The organism is Parabacteroides massiliensis, from assembly GCF_900155425.1.
In the GTDB taxonomy this organism is placed as follows: domain Bacteria; phylum Bacteroidota; class Bacteroidia; order Bacteroidales; family Tannerellaceae; genus Parabacteroides; species Parabacteroides massiliensis.
The window spans coordinates 1705604-1721236 of sequence record NZ_LT700191.1 but is presented as its reverse complement, the minus strand read 5'-3'; the positions used below and the strand labels follow the sequence as shown (position 1 = coordinate 1721236).

Here is a 15633-nt window from a genome sequence, read left to right as displayed (position 1 = left end):
CAAAACAAAAGCATCATGAAACAGATCAATATATTCAAATATGTAACCGGAGCCGCATTAATCGCGGTTTTCAGTGCCTGCAACGACTTCCTGGATCAGGAGCCCCAAGCCACGATCTCACCGGATAAATATCTGGTGGAGGAATCGCAACTGGCATCTTATGCAAACGGACTATACAAAGACATACTGCCCGGACATAGTTATGGCTACGGCATTTTCGGTGAGGACAAAGACACCGACAACCAGGCTAGTTTCAATTATAACGATCGGTATATTTCCGGACAATGGAAAACCAAACAGTCGCAGAAAATGGATGACGATCCCTATCGTTTCAAGTTCATCTACAGCTGCAACTATTTCCTCGAAAACGTCCTGCCCCGCTATAACGGAAAGACTCTTTCCGGAGACGAAACTAAAATCCGCCAATACATCGGTGAAATTTACTTCCTACGGGCACACGAATATTTCAAACGCTATCAGATGTTTGGCGATTTCCCGATTGTGCGCAACACAGTTCCTGACCAGATGGAACCACTGATAGAAGCCAGCAAACGTTCACCCCGCAACGAGGTGGCGCGATTCATCCTCTCCGATCTTGATTCGGCAATCATGTTGATGGGATCAGGCAAAGGAACCGACAAAACGCGTATAAACAAGGAAACAGCATTATTACTTAAATCGCGTGTCGCCCTTTTTGAAGGAACCTGGTTGAAATATTTTAAAAACACGGCATTCGTGCCTAACGGACCGGAATGGCCGGGAAAAAGTAAAGACTATAATGCCGGTTATCAGTTCCCGACAGGAGATATAGACAAAGAAATCAACTATTTCCTAACACAATCGATGGAAGCATCCAAAGCAGTGGGAGACGAAATTACTTTGGTTGAAAACACGGGACTGGTACAGCAATCCGCCGTAGAAGCCGCCAACCCTTATATGGATATGTTTTCAGCAGAGAATATGTCCGGTTACAGTGAAGTCTTATTATGGCGTCCATACAGTAAAGCCTTAGGGGTTACGCACAATGTCGTGACGGCCGGGCAACACGGGAACTACGGTATCGGACTTACACGCGGTATGGTAGAAGGGTTCCTGATGGCCAACGGTCTGCCGATCTATTCGCCCAACAGCGGTTACCAAGGAGATGAAACAATTGCCGATGTGCGTAAGGAGCGTGATTCACGCCTATCCATTTTCCTCAAAGAACCGGGACAAAAGAACATCCTGTTTGAAGCGGCAGGAGGAGACATGGCTGTGCCTGTCGAACCCTATCCGGTTATCCTGAACAGTAACGCGGAAAAAGGTTATTCTACAGGTTACGCCCTGCGTAAAGGCGGAAGCTACGAACAGAAGCAATGCGACAACACTCAGAACTATACCGGTGCTTTGGCATTCCGCGGCACGGAAGCCTTGCTCAACTACATGGAAGCCTGCTACGAACGGGACGGTGCTTTAGACGGAACAGCTCAGAGTTACTGGAGACAAATACGCGAACGCTCTCATATTGATCCGGATTACAACAAAACAATCGGTGCGACAGATATGACGAAGGAAGCTCTGAACGACTGGGGCGCATACTCGGCTGGACAACTGATAGATCCGACTCTGTATAACATCCGCCGCGAACGTCGTTGCGAACTAATGGCAGAAGCCTTACGTTATATGGACTTACGCCGTTGGAGAGCGATGGACCAGATGATCAACACGCCTTACCACATTGAAGGATTCAAAATCTGGGGTGAAATGCAGAACTGGTATAAAAATGAAGACGGTACGTCACAATTGGTATATGGCATGGACAATCCTAAATCAAACGTTTCGGAACCGACACGCAGCAAATACCTCCGTCCATACGAGAAAGTAAACAACAACATCGCAAAGGACGGATATCGCTGGTCGATGGCACACTATCTGACCCCATATAATATCCAGCATTTCGATATCACATCAAGTACCGGAAATGTAGAAGATTCTCCTATTTACCAGAATCCATACTGGCCAACAGAAGCAAACATGCCGGCTATCCGGTAAACTTCCAGGTATAAATGCAGCTTTTGCAATAAGAAGGAGCACTTCTTATTGCAGAAACTGCATTTTTCTTTCAAAAGCATTCCTTCTTATCACAAAATGATTCTTTTGAGACTTTCCATCATCAAAAGCTTTAAAAAGATTCTCCATTATAATCACGATTTAGTCTATTTTTTAGACTATGGAAAAAGGCTTAATTTGCATACGATAAACTTAATATCTGATTCATGCGACGAATAAACATTTACCTTTTACTGACAGCACTCCTGATGTGCATGTTTTCATGTAAAAACGATCTCTCCCACATATCCTTGGCCGGGGAATGGGAATTTGCATTAGATAGTACCGACACGGGAATAAAAGAAAACTGGGCCGAACATAACTTAAAAAACACGATCCAGTTACCCGGAACTACCGATGATGCCGGATACGGAACGCCAAACAAATTGGCTCCTGCCATCCATAAGCCACAAGTCCTACACCTAACTCGAAAAAACAGTTATGTCGGACCGGCCTGGTACAGCAAAGAAGTTGATATACCCTCCAGCTGGAAAGACAAAGAAATCGAACTAAAACTGGAACGCGTCATCTGGCAAACAGCCGTATGGGTGGACGGAAAACAGGTCGAAGGCATGCAAGAAAGCCTGGTCGCTCCGCATCTGTACGACCTAACGGGACAGTTGACTCCCGGCAAGCATAAAATCACGATTCGCGTCGATAACCGGAAACGATATGATATCACGGCAGGTGACATGGCACATGCCTATACCAACGAGACACAGATCATGTGGAACGGAATAATCGGAGAAATAGCCCTAACAGCTAAAGATGCCCTATCAATCCGTAACTTACAGGCATACCCGGATTACAAAAACAAACAGGTAAAGATAAGATGCCAGATAAACAATTCGGGGGCTGTAACTACCGGCACATTAACCGCCGATATAAAAGCGACAACGGACCCTGCAACACAAATACAGCAACGCATAACCCTCCAACCCGGAGAGAACCTCATCGACCTGGTTTGTCCGGTCAAGGACGACATCCAGACTTGGAACGAGTTTTCGCCCACCCTCTATACGCTCCGGGCTTCCATCGAAACAGATCCGTATAAAGATTCCCGGGAAATCAAGTTCGGTTTCCGGGATCTGGAAAAGAAAGGACCGGCGCTTCTATTGAATGACCGGAAGATATTTTTAAGAGGAACGCTGGAATGCTGCATATTCCCGCTAACCGGATATCCTCCCATGCAGCACGAAGGTTGGGAAAAGGTATTCTCAACTGCCCGCGAATGGGGGCTGAACCATCTCCGCTTTCATTCTTGGTGCCCGCCCAAAGCAGCATTCGAGGTGGCAGACTCGCTTGGCTTTTACCTACAAGTCGAACTTCCGCTCTGGTCCACCAATTTATGCAATGACAAACGTGCTCCCTATTTATATGCCGAAGCTGACCGTATATTGGAAGAATACGGCAACCACCCTTCTTTCTGCCTACTCAGTCTTGGAAACGAGCTGCAATATGACTTCGAATTCTTGGGCTCACTCCTGAATCATGTCAAAGAAAAGGATCCGCGCCACCTCTACACCACTACCTCCTTCACTTTCGAGAAAGGGCATGGAAATTGGCCGGAAGCGAATGACGATTTCTTTATCACCCAATGGACGAAGAAAGGATGGGTGCGTGGGCAAGGCGTATTCAACACGGAATCCCCCCGCTTCGACAAGGATTATTCTGCATCGGTCGAAGGGATGGACGTTCCGCTCGTCACGCACGAAATAGGGCAATATGCAGTTTATCCCGACTTGAAAGAGATCGAAAAATATACAGGTGTACTGGATCCGCTAAACTTCAAAGGCGTAAAAGAAGACCTTGAAAAGAAAGGATTAGCAGACAAAGCAGACGACTACCTGATGGCGACAGGCAAACTGGCTGCCCTCCTCTATAAAGAAGAGATCGAAAGGGCGATGAGAACACCTGGAATCAGTGGTTTCCAACTACTCGACCTCCATGATTTCCCTGGGCAGGGAACAGCTCTCGTCGGCTTGCTGAATGCTTTTTGGGAAAGTAAAGGGGTGACAGAAGCTGCTTCCTTCCGCCAGTCTTGCGCCCCGGTAACCCCATTGGCTCGTTTCTCTAAAGCAACCTATACTTCCGACGAACCATTTGAAGCGACTATCGAAGTGGTGAACTATAGCGACAAAGCAATCGAGAATGCAGTTATCGATTGGAAACTGACCGATCGGAACGGGCAAACGGTTGCGCAGGGAGAATTTCCGACCTGTTCGCTTCCCGTCGGAGAAAACAGTCCTGCTGGAAACATCCGTTGCCAACTAAACCAAATCACGGAAGCAAAAGAACTGACCTTGTCGGCAACCCTGAAAGGAAGTGACTACACAAACGAGTGGAAAATATGGGTGTACCCGGCATCATTGACCATCAACAAAGGAGACATCATTATCACAGACCGTTTCGCCACTGCCGAAAAGGCCTTGCAAGAAGGGAAAAAGGTCTTGTTCAACCCCCCTTACGAATCTCTGAAAGGATTGGAAGGTAAATTCGTCCCCGTATTCTGGAGCCCGGTACATTTTCCAAAACAGGCGGGAACAATGGGATTGCTGCTCGATCCAAACCATCCGGCATTCGCACACTTCCCGACCGACAGCCATACCGACTGGCAATGGTGGCGACTCACGACACAGTCAAAGACACTCTGTATTGACAGCCTATATACCGAGATCACTCCTCTCATCGAATGTGTGGACAACTTCGCCAACAACCGCCGTCTGACTAACTTGTTCGAAACGAACTGCCTGAATGGGAAGTTAGTCATATGCAGCATGGACCTACTCCGCGAACAGGAAAAGAATCCGGAAAAGAGACAACTGTTGTACAGTATCATAGAATATATGAAATCCGATGAATTCAATCCGTCACAACAGACCTCTCCCGCTACAATCAGTACGTTCCTGACTTCTGGACAAAGAAGTTTAAAAGAAAAAAACGACTCGATCTACTGATAGACAAAAAAAATCATATTCACCCCCTCGACTGGAAAATCATCGAGGGGGTGAGCTATCTCAACCATATTTTTCTCTAAGTTTGTATTCAAATACGAAAAAATGCGATGAAGAAAGTAAACTTAACAACAGCAGTTCTACTGATTTACCTGATCATCATGAGCATAATCGGCTGGCCTGGCAAACAAGCTGATCCTGATTATGTGCAATATTTCGGGGTGATTGCGGTGACTGTTCTTGTTATCGGCCTGCTGCGTTTCCTGCAGATCAAACGGCTGAAGATTCGGAACAAGAAGAAAGACCGGATGCCATAAATGGCGGAACCGGACGTTCGCAATGACGGATCAATCGGGATTTCTTACCGGGGGACAACGGTAGTCACTTCCTTGAATGCATATCTTCGCAGTTCCCCATCACGCAATCGGAGGATCAAGTGGCCGGTCGATTCGATTGCATGGATACAAGCTTCGAAAGGGCCGTTTTCATCTATATAGGAATAATAACCGTCACCATGATATAAGGCCGTCATATAGGCAGCCCGGATTTCATTCTCTTTCTCTTGCAACAACAGAGAATAATAATGAAAGAAGATACGTAAGAAACGGGTCAGGACTTCTTCCCGGTCATACGTCTTACCCGTAATCTGAGTCAGAGATACGGGATTGGGCGCATCACTACGGAATATCTCCTGGTTGATATTAAGCCCGATGCCGATTACTGAACAGTAGAGATGCTGCCCGGAGAGATCGTTCTCGATCAGCATTCCGCATATCTTACGGTCTTTCCAGTAAATATCGTTCGGCCATTTCACCGTAACAGAATCCGTATACCCATCCAGCGTCTCCTTCACGCTCAAGGATGCTATCTGGGAAATCAGGAACTGGCGGTTCGCCGGAAGAAAATCAGGGTATAGAAGGAGACTGAACATCAGGTTTTTCCCCGCTTCCGATTCCCACGAGTTCCCAACCTGCCCTTTTCCGGCTGTCTGGAAATCGGCTATGACGAGGCTGCCTTCCGGCAACCCTGTTTTTACACATTGTTCCCGCAGGTAGTTATTGGTCGAATCCGTCTCGGCGAGCCGGATGATCTGTGGTGTTTCGTTTTTGCTATTCATTTTCGTAAGCTTCTCTTATTTTTTTCGGTAACTTGGCGATCACTTCGCGATAAGAATGATGGATCCAGTGTTTGATCTCCCCGTCCGGCATATCCCGGTCGAGATAGATGGTGTTCCAGTATTTCTTGTTAAAATGCCAAGCGCCCTCCACTGCCGCATATCGTTCGCGCAGGTCTTCGATATAATCGGTACTGCATTTCAGCGAAACACACGGTTCCTCGGCATCCAAAGGCAGGAGCAGGAACATCTTCCCTTCTACTTTGAACACCAACGAAACATCATCGAAAGGGAAACATTCCGTCACGTTCTTCAACGACAGGCAATATTCCCTGGTTTCTTCTATATTCATACTGTTTCCTTATTTTGGCTTATTAGCGGCAAGGAGCATAGAATGCATCTTCTATATGGTCTATTTCAAACTCTTCGCCTTTCTTTATTACAGTTATGATGTCGAAACGGACCGGCAGTTCAAGATTGAAAAAGCGGACATACGCATCGGCCGCCGCCACGATACGGCGGATTTTGAGAGTATCGACCGCTTCTTCCGGCGCCAAAAGATAATCTCCCGAACGTGTCTTTACTTCAACCACAACCAGACAAGCATCTTTGACTGCTACGATATCCAATTCATAATGATGCCAGTGCCAGTTCGTATGGGTAATCCTGTAACCTCGCTTTTCCAGAAAAGCACGAGCAACCGATTCTCCCTCTTTTCCCGTTTCGTTCCGTTTAGCCATTTCATGTAATTTGCACAAATATACTGTTTTTCTTTTTTATTTGCGCTTTCACCCTTACATTTGCAAAACTATGACAATGAAACGTAAATATTCATCTCCGCTGCCGAACCACCCACGCGTGCACAAAGTCACTTTTATGCTCAACGATGACGAGCATAAGGCCGTGGAGCGTTATCTTGCCAGGTATAAAATCATCAACAAATCCCGTTGGTACCGCGAAACAATCCTGTCCCACATACTTAAAACCCTGGAAGAGGACTATCCCACCCTCTTCAATGAAAACGAAATGAGAAGATGATCATCGACCCGTTCAACGACGAATATTTCATGAAGCAGGCGCTGGTAGAAGCCCGCGCAGCAGCCGATGAGGGAGAAGTTCCCGTCGGAGCCGTTATCGTATGCAATAACCAGATCATAGCCCGTGCCCACAACCAGACAGAACGCCTGAACGATCCGACCGCCCATGCCGAAATGCTGGCAATAACGGCAGCAGTCGGTGTCTTAGGAGCCAAATACCTGACTGGATGCAGCCTCTACGTGACAGTCGAACCATGTGTGATGTGTGCCGGAGCGATCGGATGGTCACAACTGAGCAAGATCGTCTACGGGGCGACAGACGAAAAAAGAGGCTTCCAGCAATATGCACCGAAAGCCTTACATCCTAAAGCGACAGTCAAAAAAGGGGTTCTCGAAAACGAATGCGCCGAAGAAATGCGCAACTTCTTTCAGCGCAAGCGCTGAACAACCTATTTCACCTCTTCATAGTCCACATACTCCCCTTCATCTTTTGCAAAGATCTTTTTGCGGGAGGCCTGCGAGGCGTACTCATCGCGTACGGAGCTGTTGCTGTGCGCACCGGAAGAGTAACCGCTTGTTTGACGGCGCTGTTCACTCTTTTTCCCGCTACTTCCGCTGTTCCCGCTTCCGAACAGGATATTTTTAAAAGTACGCAAGATAGAGAATCCCATTAGAAAAACCAACAGGATAAAAAAGAAGAACATAACAAACAAAAACTTAATCATATTCCGTCACTTAGTTGATTCACTACACAAACACAAAGATACGAATCCTTGTTTATCTTCTTTTGTTAAAAAAAGACAAGGTTATATAGAGGATAATCGTTCCGGCAATACCCAGAACGCCAAAGAGAGCTACAAAGACCACCGCTCCGGCTATTAAAATATAGCGAAGCTCATTGCCTTTCCAGGCCAACGATTTCACTTTCAATGAGAACATCGGGATCTCCGAGACCAACAAAAACGAGAACAGGACCGCCACAACTATCGTTCCTACAATAAACCCGATACTGTCCGTCGGTACGGCAGAATGGAACGCATATCCGATAGACGCCCAAAAAAGAGCATGAGCCGGGACAGGCATACCGATAAAAGAAGTCGTCTGCCTTTCATCGATATTGAATTTGGCAAGGCGCAACCCGGAAAAGACAGGTATCACCAAAGCCATATACGGGACATAGCCGGCCGCCTCTCCCAAAGCGGGAATCGTCATGCATGCCTGCTCCAACAGCCAATAGACAATCATTCCGGGAGCGACCCCGAAACTGACCATATCGGAAAGAGAATCCAGCTCTTTCCCCATCGGAGAGTATGCATGCAGGGAACGGGCGGCAAAACCGTCGCCGAAATCGAAAACAGCCGCAATGACAATCCACAGGGTCGCCATCGGCAAGTTTCCCCTCAATGCCATGACACAAGCGATACAACCCGACAGGAGGCTGCAGCAGGTAACAAAATTAGGTATGCTATTCTTGATGCTCATTTATTTCTCTTATTTTCCCAAACGGGCTATCGGAGTTTGATTACCGGTAACCTTCTGATCCATTTCAATCAGGACTTCCGTCCCGACCGGCAGGTAAACGTCTACACGCGAGCCAAACTTGATGAAGCCCATCTGCTCGTCTACATGGCATTTATCGCCGACTTTGGCATAAGTCACGATACGCCGCGCCATTGCTCCTGCAATCTGGCGTGCCAACACGTCCACTCCTCCCCGGGTCGTGATCACGACAGCCGAACGCTCGTTCTCCGTGCTGCTCTTCGGCAGGTAGGCAGCCATAAAACGTCCTTTCTGATGCGAAACGTGCTTGACAGTCCCGTTCACAGGGAACCAATTGGCATGCACGTTAAAAACGGACATGAATATGGATATCTGCAAGCATTCTTTGTGCAGGATTTCATTCTCCATCACTTCCTCGATCGCCACGATCGTACCGTCGGCAGGGGCGATCACCAACCCTTCCGAATCGAACGGGAAACGACGGAACGGACTGCGGAAAAAGTTAAGTACCAACAAGAACAGGGCTGTGGTGACGAAAGCCGTGGCATAGAATCCCCAACCTCCACCGACAGTATGATACAGCGCTACATCCACGACAAAGAATATCGTGAATAGCGTTAACAATAGGCCTGTTCCTTCTTTATGTACTTTCATTCTTTAATTTAATCGAGTATTTATCGTAAGAATTTGCAAAAATATTCATTTTTACCGAATAACAAAAATATATCACCCTTTCACAGCTTCTATTTTGCTTAATTCAACATACCAAAGGAATCCTTCAACATCGTCATAGCCCATTTGCCGGATCAGTTTCAGGTAGTTTCTTACCTGATTATGATAGCGCCGGTCAGTATGTTCTCCAAACTTATAGTCGACCACGACCACATGGTTTCCGGTGATCATCACACGGTCCGGACGTTTGGACAGTCCTTTGCCGAACAGGATATCGACTTCGTTCAACACACGTGCGGCACCGTCATACCAAGAGGCGACTTCCGGCCGGTTCAACAACTCTTCGAGACGAGCGACGAGTGCCACGGCTTCCTCTTTGTCGATAACTCCTTCCAGACGATACCGTTCGACCGACTGCGGAATATCTTTCCGGGTACGTATACGGCTCAACACCTCATGCATCAAAGCCCCGTGTTTTCGGCGGGTATTATCGAAGAAATAGCCTTTACCATGCAGGCGTAATTGCAAACGGTCGTCCGGAGAAATGGAGCTAAGGCGCGCCATCCCGATCTCCTGAGCATCCCCGTTTTCTTCTTTTGCAGCCGGATGCCACCAGTCGCCCAGTTCGAAAACGCCTGTTCCGGTATCGAAAGCTGCAGGCAACGAGATCAGTTTCTCTCCCTCCCGCGTATCGGGCATATCCGTATGCAGGCCGACCCACAAGGCATCGGTCAAGGTCGATATCTTTTCCACCTCACCGGTTTCTTCCTTCATCTTCTTCGGGCGAGGCGAGAAAACGATCAGTTCCTCTTTCGAACGGGTAAAAGCGACATACAACGTGTTCAGGTTATCGATAAAGGCATGCAAACGTTCTTTAAAGTAATCACCTGCAAAAATTGTCTTTCCGAGCGACTGGCCGTAGCGTACGGGAACCAGGTGCAGGCGATCGAACGGCTTCTCTTCCGGGTGACACCAGAGGATCACCGGTTTTGTCGGCTTATGGTCGATCTCCCAATCCCCGAAAGGAATGATTACGACCTTAAAGCCCAGCCCCTTCGATTTATGAACCGTCAGGATGCGGATCGCGTTCTGTCCGTCCGGCGTGGCAATTGTTTTCCGGCAGCCCGTTTCGTCCCACCATTTCAGGAAACGGTTCAGGTCCGCGCTCTCCTTCTGGGTATATTCGGACACCATATCCAGGAATGCCTGGACAAAAACCTGCTCGTTTTCGGGAAAGTCATCGGCAAAAAGCCGGAACAGACCTTCCGTTATTTCATAGAGGGACCGACGGGAGAGGATTTGCAGGGCAGAAACGACTTCAGGCGGAAAAGCCGGGGCTTCGATACCAAATATACCCTTCAACACTTGATAGGAGTATAGAGCGATCTGCTCGTTCGTCCGGTCTTCGGGGTTCTTCAGGTAGCGCAACAGGGAAACCATGAAGCGGACAACCGTCGAACCGCTGACATACAGGGCCTCATCCGAAATAATATCGTAGTTGTAGCGGTCGGAAGGATTCTCTTCCTTATAAGCCAACAAAGTATCCGCCACCTGTGCACCTTCTTGGTTAGTGCGGACAAGGATCGCAATGTCTTTCAGGGCATAGCCGTTGTCCTGCAGTTTCTCCAACACGCCGGGCAATCGTTCCAAAGCCTCCTCTTTCCAATCTTTGTCGTCGTCACCGGAGAGGAATTCAATCCGCACATGCCCGTCTTTCTGCTTAAAAGGAGGAGGAACCTGTTGAAAACATTTATCGTAGGCAGACATGATTTTGGTGAAAAAGGCCGCACGCTGCTCTTCATTGAGGGATGAGACGGACAGCGTTTCGTTATACAACGCCTGGAGAGCACAGGGAAGTGTCGTAAACAAGGCATTGTTGAATTCGACTATATTCCGGCAACTGCGCCAATTATCTTTCAGCGTCTCTTCATGGACTTCTTCGGCTGGGAAATCGGATTGAACCTGTTCGTCCAGCAACTTCCAGTCCGAGTTACGGAAACGGTAAATGCTTTGCTTCACGTCTCCCACGATCAGGTTGTCACGATTATGCGCGAGACTCTCTTCGATCAGCGGACGGAAGTTGTTCCACTGCATTCCGCTGGTGTCCTGAAACTCGTCTATCATATAATGGTCGACATGCGTACCGGTCTTTTCATAAATGAAAGGGGCCTCGCTTCCTCCGATCACCTTACTGAGCAATTCGGTCGTGTCGGCAATCAACATCACATTCTTTTCTTCCCGGTAGGCGGCTATCTGACGGGAGACATCGGTCAGGATACCCAACGTATAATAATAGCGGACAATTTCACGGGCGGTATTATAGGCTGTCAGGTTATTAAACAAAGATATAATACCTTTTATACAATCGTTCAGGCCATCCTCAAAAGCACATCCGATGATCTGTCGGGTGCCGAGCGAAACCGTTTTCGTGAAACAGCCGTCCAGGTTATCCGCCAGACCGATAAAAGTAGCAGACGGCTCTTTCATCTCTCCTTGAACCAGACGGTCGAAAAAGGTCAGGGGCGAACGGCTCCCTCCTTTGAAATCAGAGACTTTGAGCCCATATTTATCCAGGATCGCCAGGCCACGTTCTCCTAACTCTTTGGCAGTCGCCTCCACCGAGCGGATGATGCCGTACAGCTCATTCTTGTAGTCATCCAGCGCCTTCTTGTCTTCTATGTCCCGACCGACCGCGTCGCTGAAAGCCTTATAGCTTTCCTTGAACACCTCCCGGCTCAGGGCCATAATATCTTTACGGAGATTCCATTCCCCTCCGTTCTCTATCTTATCTTCCGCAAACCGAAGCAGCCAGCCTAACAAGTCCTTGCTTTCGGGCTTTTCGAGATCCGACAGCAGGTTGTCGATTGCCGTCGTGAGCACCAGCTCCTGGTCCATCTCGATCCCATAACCTCCCTGCAAACCGATCTCGCGCGTAAAGGCACGCATGGTCTGCTGAAAAAAGCGGTCGATCGTACTGATATTGAATGCAGAATAATCGTGCAGGATATCGATCAATATCTTGGCCGCCTGCTTCCGCACCTGAACCTCCGTCAACGAATAAGTGGACTTCAGCAATTCCACATAATCCGATTTCCGGCCGGAAGCCAAGTTATACAGTTCGTCGACAATACGGGTCTTCATCTCGTCCGTCGCCTTGTTCGTAAAGGTCACGGCAAGGATACGGCGAAAAGCGCCCGGTCCTGTAAACAGCAAAGTCAGGTATTCACCGGTCAGCTTATGCGTTTTCCCGGCTCCGGCGGAGGCTCTGTAGACTGTCAGCATACGATCAGATTATACGGCTTTTGACATAGCCTTCTTTTTGCAATATTTCCAGCACTTTAGGACGCAGGTCGCCCTGTACGATGATTTCCCCGTCTTTGGCCGAGCCACCGACACCGCATTTCACTTTCAGGAACTTTCCAAGTGCTTCCAGATCGCCGGCCGTCCCCCGGAAACCGGTTATCAATGTCACAGCCTTGCCACCCCGGTTCCGTTTATCCAATGCGATACGCAACTGTTGTTTTTCTTTCGGAAGCGTTTCTTCTTCCTCTTCGTTTCCTGTATTATATTGAAAATCCGGGTTCGTTGAATACATGACTCCCAGACGGTCCTTCCAGTCGTTACTCTTCATATTTCATCTTTTCTTAGTGGGGTCAAATCTACAAATTAACGTTGGGATAAACAAGATTACGGACATTATTGCTTATCTTTGCGCAGACTTGGGTATTAATCCTCTAATTCAACAGGAATGAATAAAACCGGTCTCCTCTTCATATATGTTATCCTGTCATTGTGTTGCCCGGAACTTCGCAGCCAACAGGACAGCCCCAAAGACTACATATTGGTCCTTCACTCTATCAATTTTAAAGAGACGTGGACACATCTGGCCTATGAAACGATTCGTGCCACACTTGCCGATGACATGATTCAGGTAAAAGGAGAAGAATTACAGATTCCGCTAATCAAAGATACGATGGAGATTGCCCGCAAGCTGGATTATCTGCGGCAGCAATATCCTTTTCCACCGAAAGCCGTCATTTGCATCGGCGACCCGGCATGGCTCGTCACTCGCCCGCTTTTTGATCACGAATGGAAAGGTGTTCCAAGCCTCATCTGCTACTCGCAAGGCATGGTCCCCCGCAATATCAAAGCGATGGTCGACTGTAATTTAGGATTCAGGGAAGCCATGATTCCTACATCCGAGATGATCAAAGGATATAACGTCACGACCTTACGGCAACCACTTTACGTCCGGGAAACGATCGAGACTATCCGGATGATGCAGCCCGAACTGAAGAAGATCGCCTTTATCTGCGACAACCGCTATATCAGTTTCGTCACTCGCCAAGAGCTACAGAACGTATTGGGGAAACAGTTTCCGAACCTTGAACTGGATATCCTGTCGTGGCCCGAACTTTCTACGGAGAACCTGTTGGACACGTTGACGACTTACAACAAGAAGGATGTCGCGATCATCTACTATTCCTGGTATGCCATCCCTCAAAAAGGAGAAAACCATTATTTAACGGACAATGTACAGAAGATGACAAGCAGTTTCTCCAATACGCCGGTCTATCTGATTGTCGACCTCGACATCAAAAACGGGAATTTTGCAGGCGGACATTATATATCCATCGAAGATTTCAACGATGCGATCATCACAACCATACGGGAAATCCTAACAAAAAGAGATACTTTCGTCCCTTGCGAACGGATCGGAGGCAATCCTCAAACATACCTGAACTACCAGCATTTGTATGCACATGGCATCGACCCGTCCTACTATCCTAAAAATGCCGTATATTTTGAGGAACCTCCCACGTTTCTCGACAAATATAAAGTCCCGATCATCTGCGGGATTGTCATCCTTTTCCTGTCAGCCTCTATCGTCACTTTGCGTATCCGCCTCCTTATCCAGAAAAGGAAGATGGAAAAAGAATTGCGGGAGAAAGAGAAGATAGAAGAAGCCAACCTTCTGAAGACTGCTTTCCTTGCCAACATGAGCCATGAAATACGGACACCGCTCAATGCGATCGTCGGCTTCTCCAACCTGATCGCCCAAGGAGAGATAGAGGAAGAAGACAGGGAAGAATTTCGCAAAATAATCGAAACGAACAACGAGCTACTGCTGCAACTCATCAACGACATTCTCGATCTCTCCAAGATCGAAGCGGGCAAGATGGACTTCACCTATAGCGACATAGATGTTTCCGGCATGTTCAACCGCCTGGAACAGGTCTTTTGCAACAAAACCAAACCGGGCGTAAAACTAATCTGTGTCTTGCCGGAGAAGGGGTGTTTTATCCATTCCGAAAAGAACCGGCTGATGCAGGTGGTCACCAATTTCCTGACCAATGCCTGCAAATTCACATTCGAAGGCTCCATCACAATGGGCTATGAAGAGACGGAAGGCGGCCTGCGCTTCTATGTCGCCGATACGGGAAAAGGCATTGCGGAGGAAAACATCCCGCATGTGTTCGAACGGTTTGCCAAATTCGATCCTTTCATCCAAGGAACAGGACTCGGCCTGTCTATCTGCCATACGATCGTTGATTATCTGAAAGGGGAAATCGGAGTAGAATCGAAAGAAGGCGCGGGTAGCACATTCTGGTTCACCATCCCCTGCGAAGTGAAAAACAGATAAGGAGGATAAATTAGTTTCATAGGCATGAAAATTTATTTTCACCAGCATGAAAAAAAAGTTTCCCCGGCATGAAAATAAATTTTCAGCCAAGGGAAACTTTCGAAAATATCCAAAGAAAGGATGAATAAACAAATGACTATTTCTGTATCAATACTGTTGCATAAGCGGCTATACCTTCCTGCCGTCCGGTAAAACCTAACTTTTCGGTTGTCGTCGCTTTGATGGAGATATCTTCTACATCCACCTGAAGGACGTCGGCCATTACCCGCTTCATTTCGGGGATATGAGGATTCAGCTTAGGACGTTCAGCTGCAACGGTCGCATCTATATTGCCTAACGTATATCCGGCATCACGGAGCAACTCCATCGTATCGAACAACAGGATTTTACTGTCGATATCCTTATATTCGCCTGCCGTATCGGGAAAATGATACCCGATATCACGCATATTGGCCGCGCCTAACAGAGCATCACAGATAGCATGGATCAAAACATCCGCATCACTATGCCCTTGCAAGCCCATCGTATGTTCTATTTTCACTCCACCCAACCACAAATCGCGTTCCGGCACCAGCGCATGCACATCATATCCAAACCCTACACGTACTTTCATTACTTTCAACT

15 protein-coding genes are annotated in these 15633 nt (G+C 47.7%); 6 read left to right on the top strand and 9 right to left on the bottom strand.

What is annotated here, in order from left to right; genetic code table 11:
• Nucleotides 1–15: 15 nt before the first annotated feature.
• The 3 genes from BQ9893_RS17940 (at nt 16) to BQ9893_RS17930 (ending at nt 5359) form a co-directional block, all read left to right on the top strand.
• Entirely contained in the window at nt 16–2031 is a 2016-nt protein-coding gene (locus BQ9893_RS17940; RefSeq protein ID WP_075967188.1) for a RagB/SusD family nutrient uptake outer membrane protein, read from the top strand.
• Between the two features lie 224 nt (nt 2032–2255).
• Entirely contained in the window at nt 2256–5045 is a 2790-nt protein-coding gene (locus BQ9893_RS17935) for a sugar-binding domain-containing protein (RefSeq protein ID WP_075967187.1), read from the top strand.
• A gap of 107 nt (nt 5046–5152) precedes the next feature.
• Nucleotides 5153–5359 (top strand): hypothetical protein, encoded by a 207-nt coding sequence (locus BQ9893_RS17930; protein WP_075967186.1) that lies wholly within the window; start codon nt 5153–5155, stop codon nt 5357–5359.
• A 44-nt stretch (nt 5360–5403) separates the two neighbouring features.
• On the opposite strand, the gene BQ9893_RS17925 is transcribed toward BQ9893_RS17930, so the two are convergent.
• Genes BQ9893_RS17925 through BQ9893_RS17915 form a run of 3 tightly spaced genes read right to left on the bottom strand, consistent with a single transcriptional unit; the run spans nt 5404 to nt 6896 of the window.
• Complete coding sequence (locus BQ9893_RS17925) at nt 5404–6159, bottom strand: biotin--[acetyl-CoA-carboxylase] ligase (protein WP_075967185.1); 756 nt, start codon at nt 6157–6159, stop codon at nt 5404–5406.
• Nucleotides 6152–6508 carry an MmcQ/YjbR family DNA-binding protein gene (locus BQ9893_RS17920; protein ID WP_075967184.1) on the bottom strand — a complete coding sequence of 119 codons (357 nt, stop codon included), beginning with the start codon at nt 6506–6508 and terminating at the stop codon, nt 6152–6154. Before BQ9893_RS17920 ends, BQ9893_RS17925 begins: the two co-directional genes overlap by 8 nt.
• Before the next feature lie 22 nt (nt 6509–6530).
• Nucleotides 6531–6896, bottom strand: a complete 366-nt coding sequence (locus BQ9893_RS17915; RefSeq protein WP_075967183.1) for a YraN family protein — start codon at nt 6894–6896, stop codon at nt 6531–6533.
• A 70-nt stretch (nt 6897–6966) separates the two neighbouring features.
• On the opposite strand from BQ9893_RS17915, the gene BQ9893_RS17910 reads away from it, so the two are divergent.
• Together BQ9893_RS17910 and BQ9893_RS17905 are read left to right on the top strand one after the other, a co-directional pair.
• Nucleotides 6967–7194 (top strand): hypothetical protein, encoded by a 228-nt coding sequence (locus tag BQ9893_RS17910; protein WP_075967182.1) that lies wholly within the window; start codon nt 6967–6969, stop codon nt 7192–7194.
• The gene (locus BQ9893_RS17905; protein WP_075967181.1) at nt 7191–7637 is read left to right on the top strand and encodes a nucleoside deaminase; all 447 of its coding nucleotides are present in this window, start codon (nt 7191–7193) and stop codon (nt 7635–7637) included. The genes BQ9893_RS17910 and BQ9893_RS17905 overlap by 4 nt, the downstream gene beginning before the upstream one ends.
• Nucleotides 7638–7642: 5 nt before the next feature.
• Here BQ9893_RS17905 and BQ9893_RS17900 read toward each other — a convergent pair whose 3' ends face one another.
• The 5 genes from BQ9893_RS17900 to BQ9893_RS17880 all read right to left on the bottom strand — a co-directional run bounded on the left by BQ9893_RS17900 (nt 7643) and on the right by BQ9893_RS17880 (nt 12996).
• Nucleotides 7643–7918 (bottom strand): DUF4834 family protein, encoded by a 276-nt coding sequence (locus BQ9893_RS17900; RefSeq protein ID WP_075967180.1) that lies wholly within the window; start codon nt 7916–7918, stop codon nt 7643–7645.
• 52 nt (nt 7919–7970) lie between these two features.
• A complete protein-coding gene (locus BQ9893_RS17895; RefSeq protein ID WP_075967179.1) occupies nt 7971–8675 on the bottom strand; it encodes a CDP-alcohol phosphatidyltransferase family protein in 705 nt (234 codons plus the stop codon).
• Nucleotides 8676–8684: 9 nt separating this feature from the next.
• Nucleotides 8685–9347, bottom strand: a complete 663-nt coding sequence (locus BQ9893_RS17890) for a phosphatidylserine decarboxylase family protein (RefSeq protein WP_075967178.1) — start codon at nt 9345–9347, stop codon at nt 8685–8687.
• Between the two features lie 72 nt (nt 9348–9419).
• Nucleotides 9420–12647, bottom strand: coding sequence for a UvrD-helicase domain-containing protein (locus tag BQ9893_RS17885; RefSeq protein ID WP_075967177.1), 3228 nt, complete (start codon nt 12645–12647; stop codon nt 9420–9422).
• Nucleotides 12648–12651: 4 nt separating this feature from the next.
• Nucleotides 12652–12996: a translation initiation factor gene (locus tag BQ9893_RS17880; RefSeq protein ID WP_075967176.1), complete on the bottom strand. Its 345-nt coding sequence runs from the start codon at nt 12994–12996 to the stop codon at nt 12652–12654.
• A 117-nt stretch (nt 12997–13113) separates the two neighbouring features.
• Between BQ9893_RS17880 and BQ9893_RS17875 the strand changes: the two genes are divergently transcribed.
• Nucleotides 13114–15009 (top strand): sensor histidine kinase, encoded by a 1896-nt coding sequence (locus BQ9893_RS17875; protein WP_075967175.1) that lies wholly within the window; start codon nt 13114–13116, stop codon nt 15007–15009.
• Nucleotides 15010–15145: 136 nt separating this feature from the next.
• On the opposite strand, the gene ispF is transcribed toward BQ9893_RS17875, so the two are convergent.
• Nucleotides 15146–15622 (bottom strand): 2-C-methyl-D-erythritol 2,4-cyclodiphosphate synthase, encoded by a 477-nt coding sequence (gene ispF / locus BQ9893_RS17870; protein ID WP_005634408.1) that lies wholly within the window; start codon nt 15620–15622, stop codon nt 15146–15148.
• Nucleotides 15623–15633: the final 11 nt, after the last annotated feature.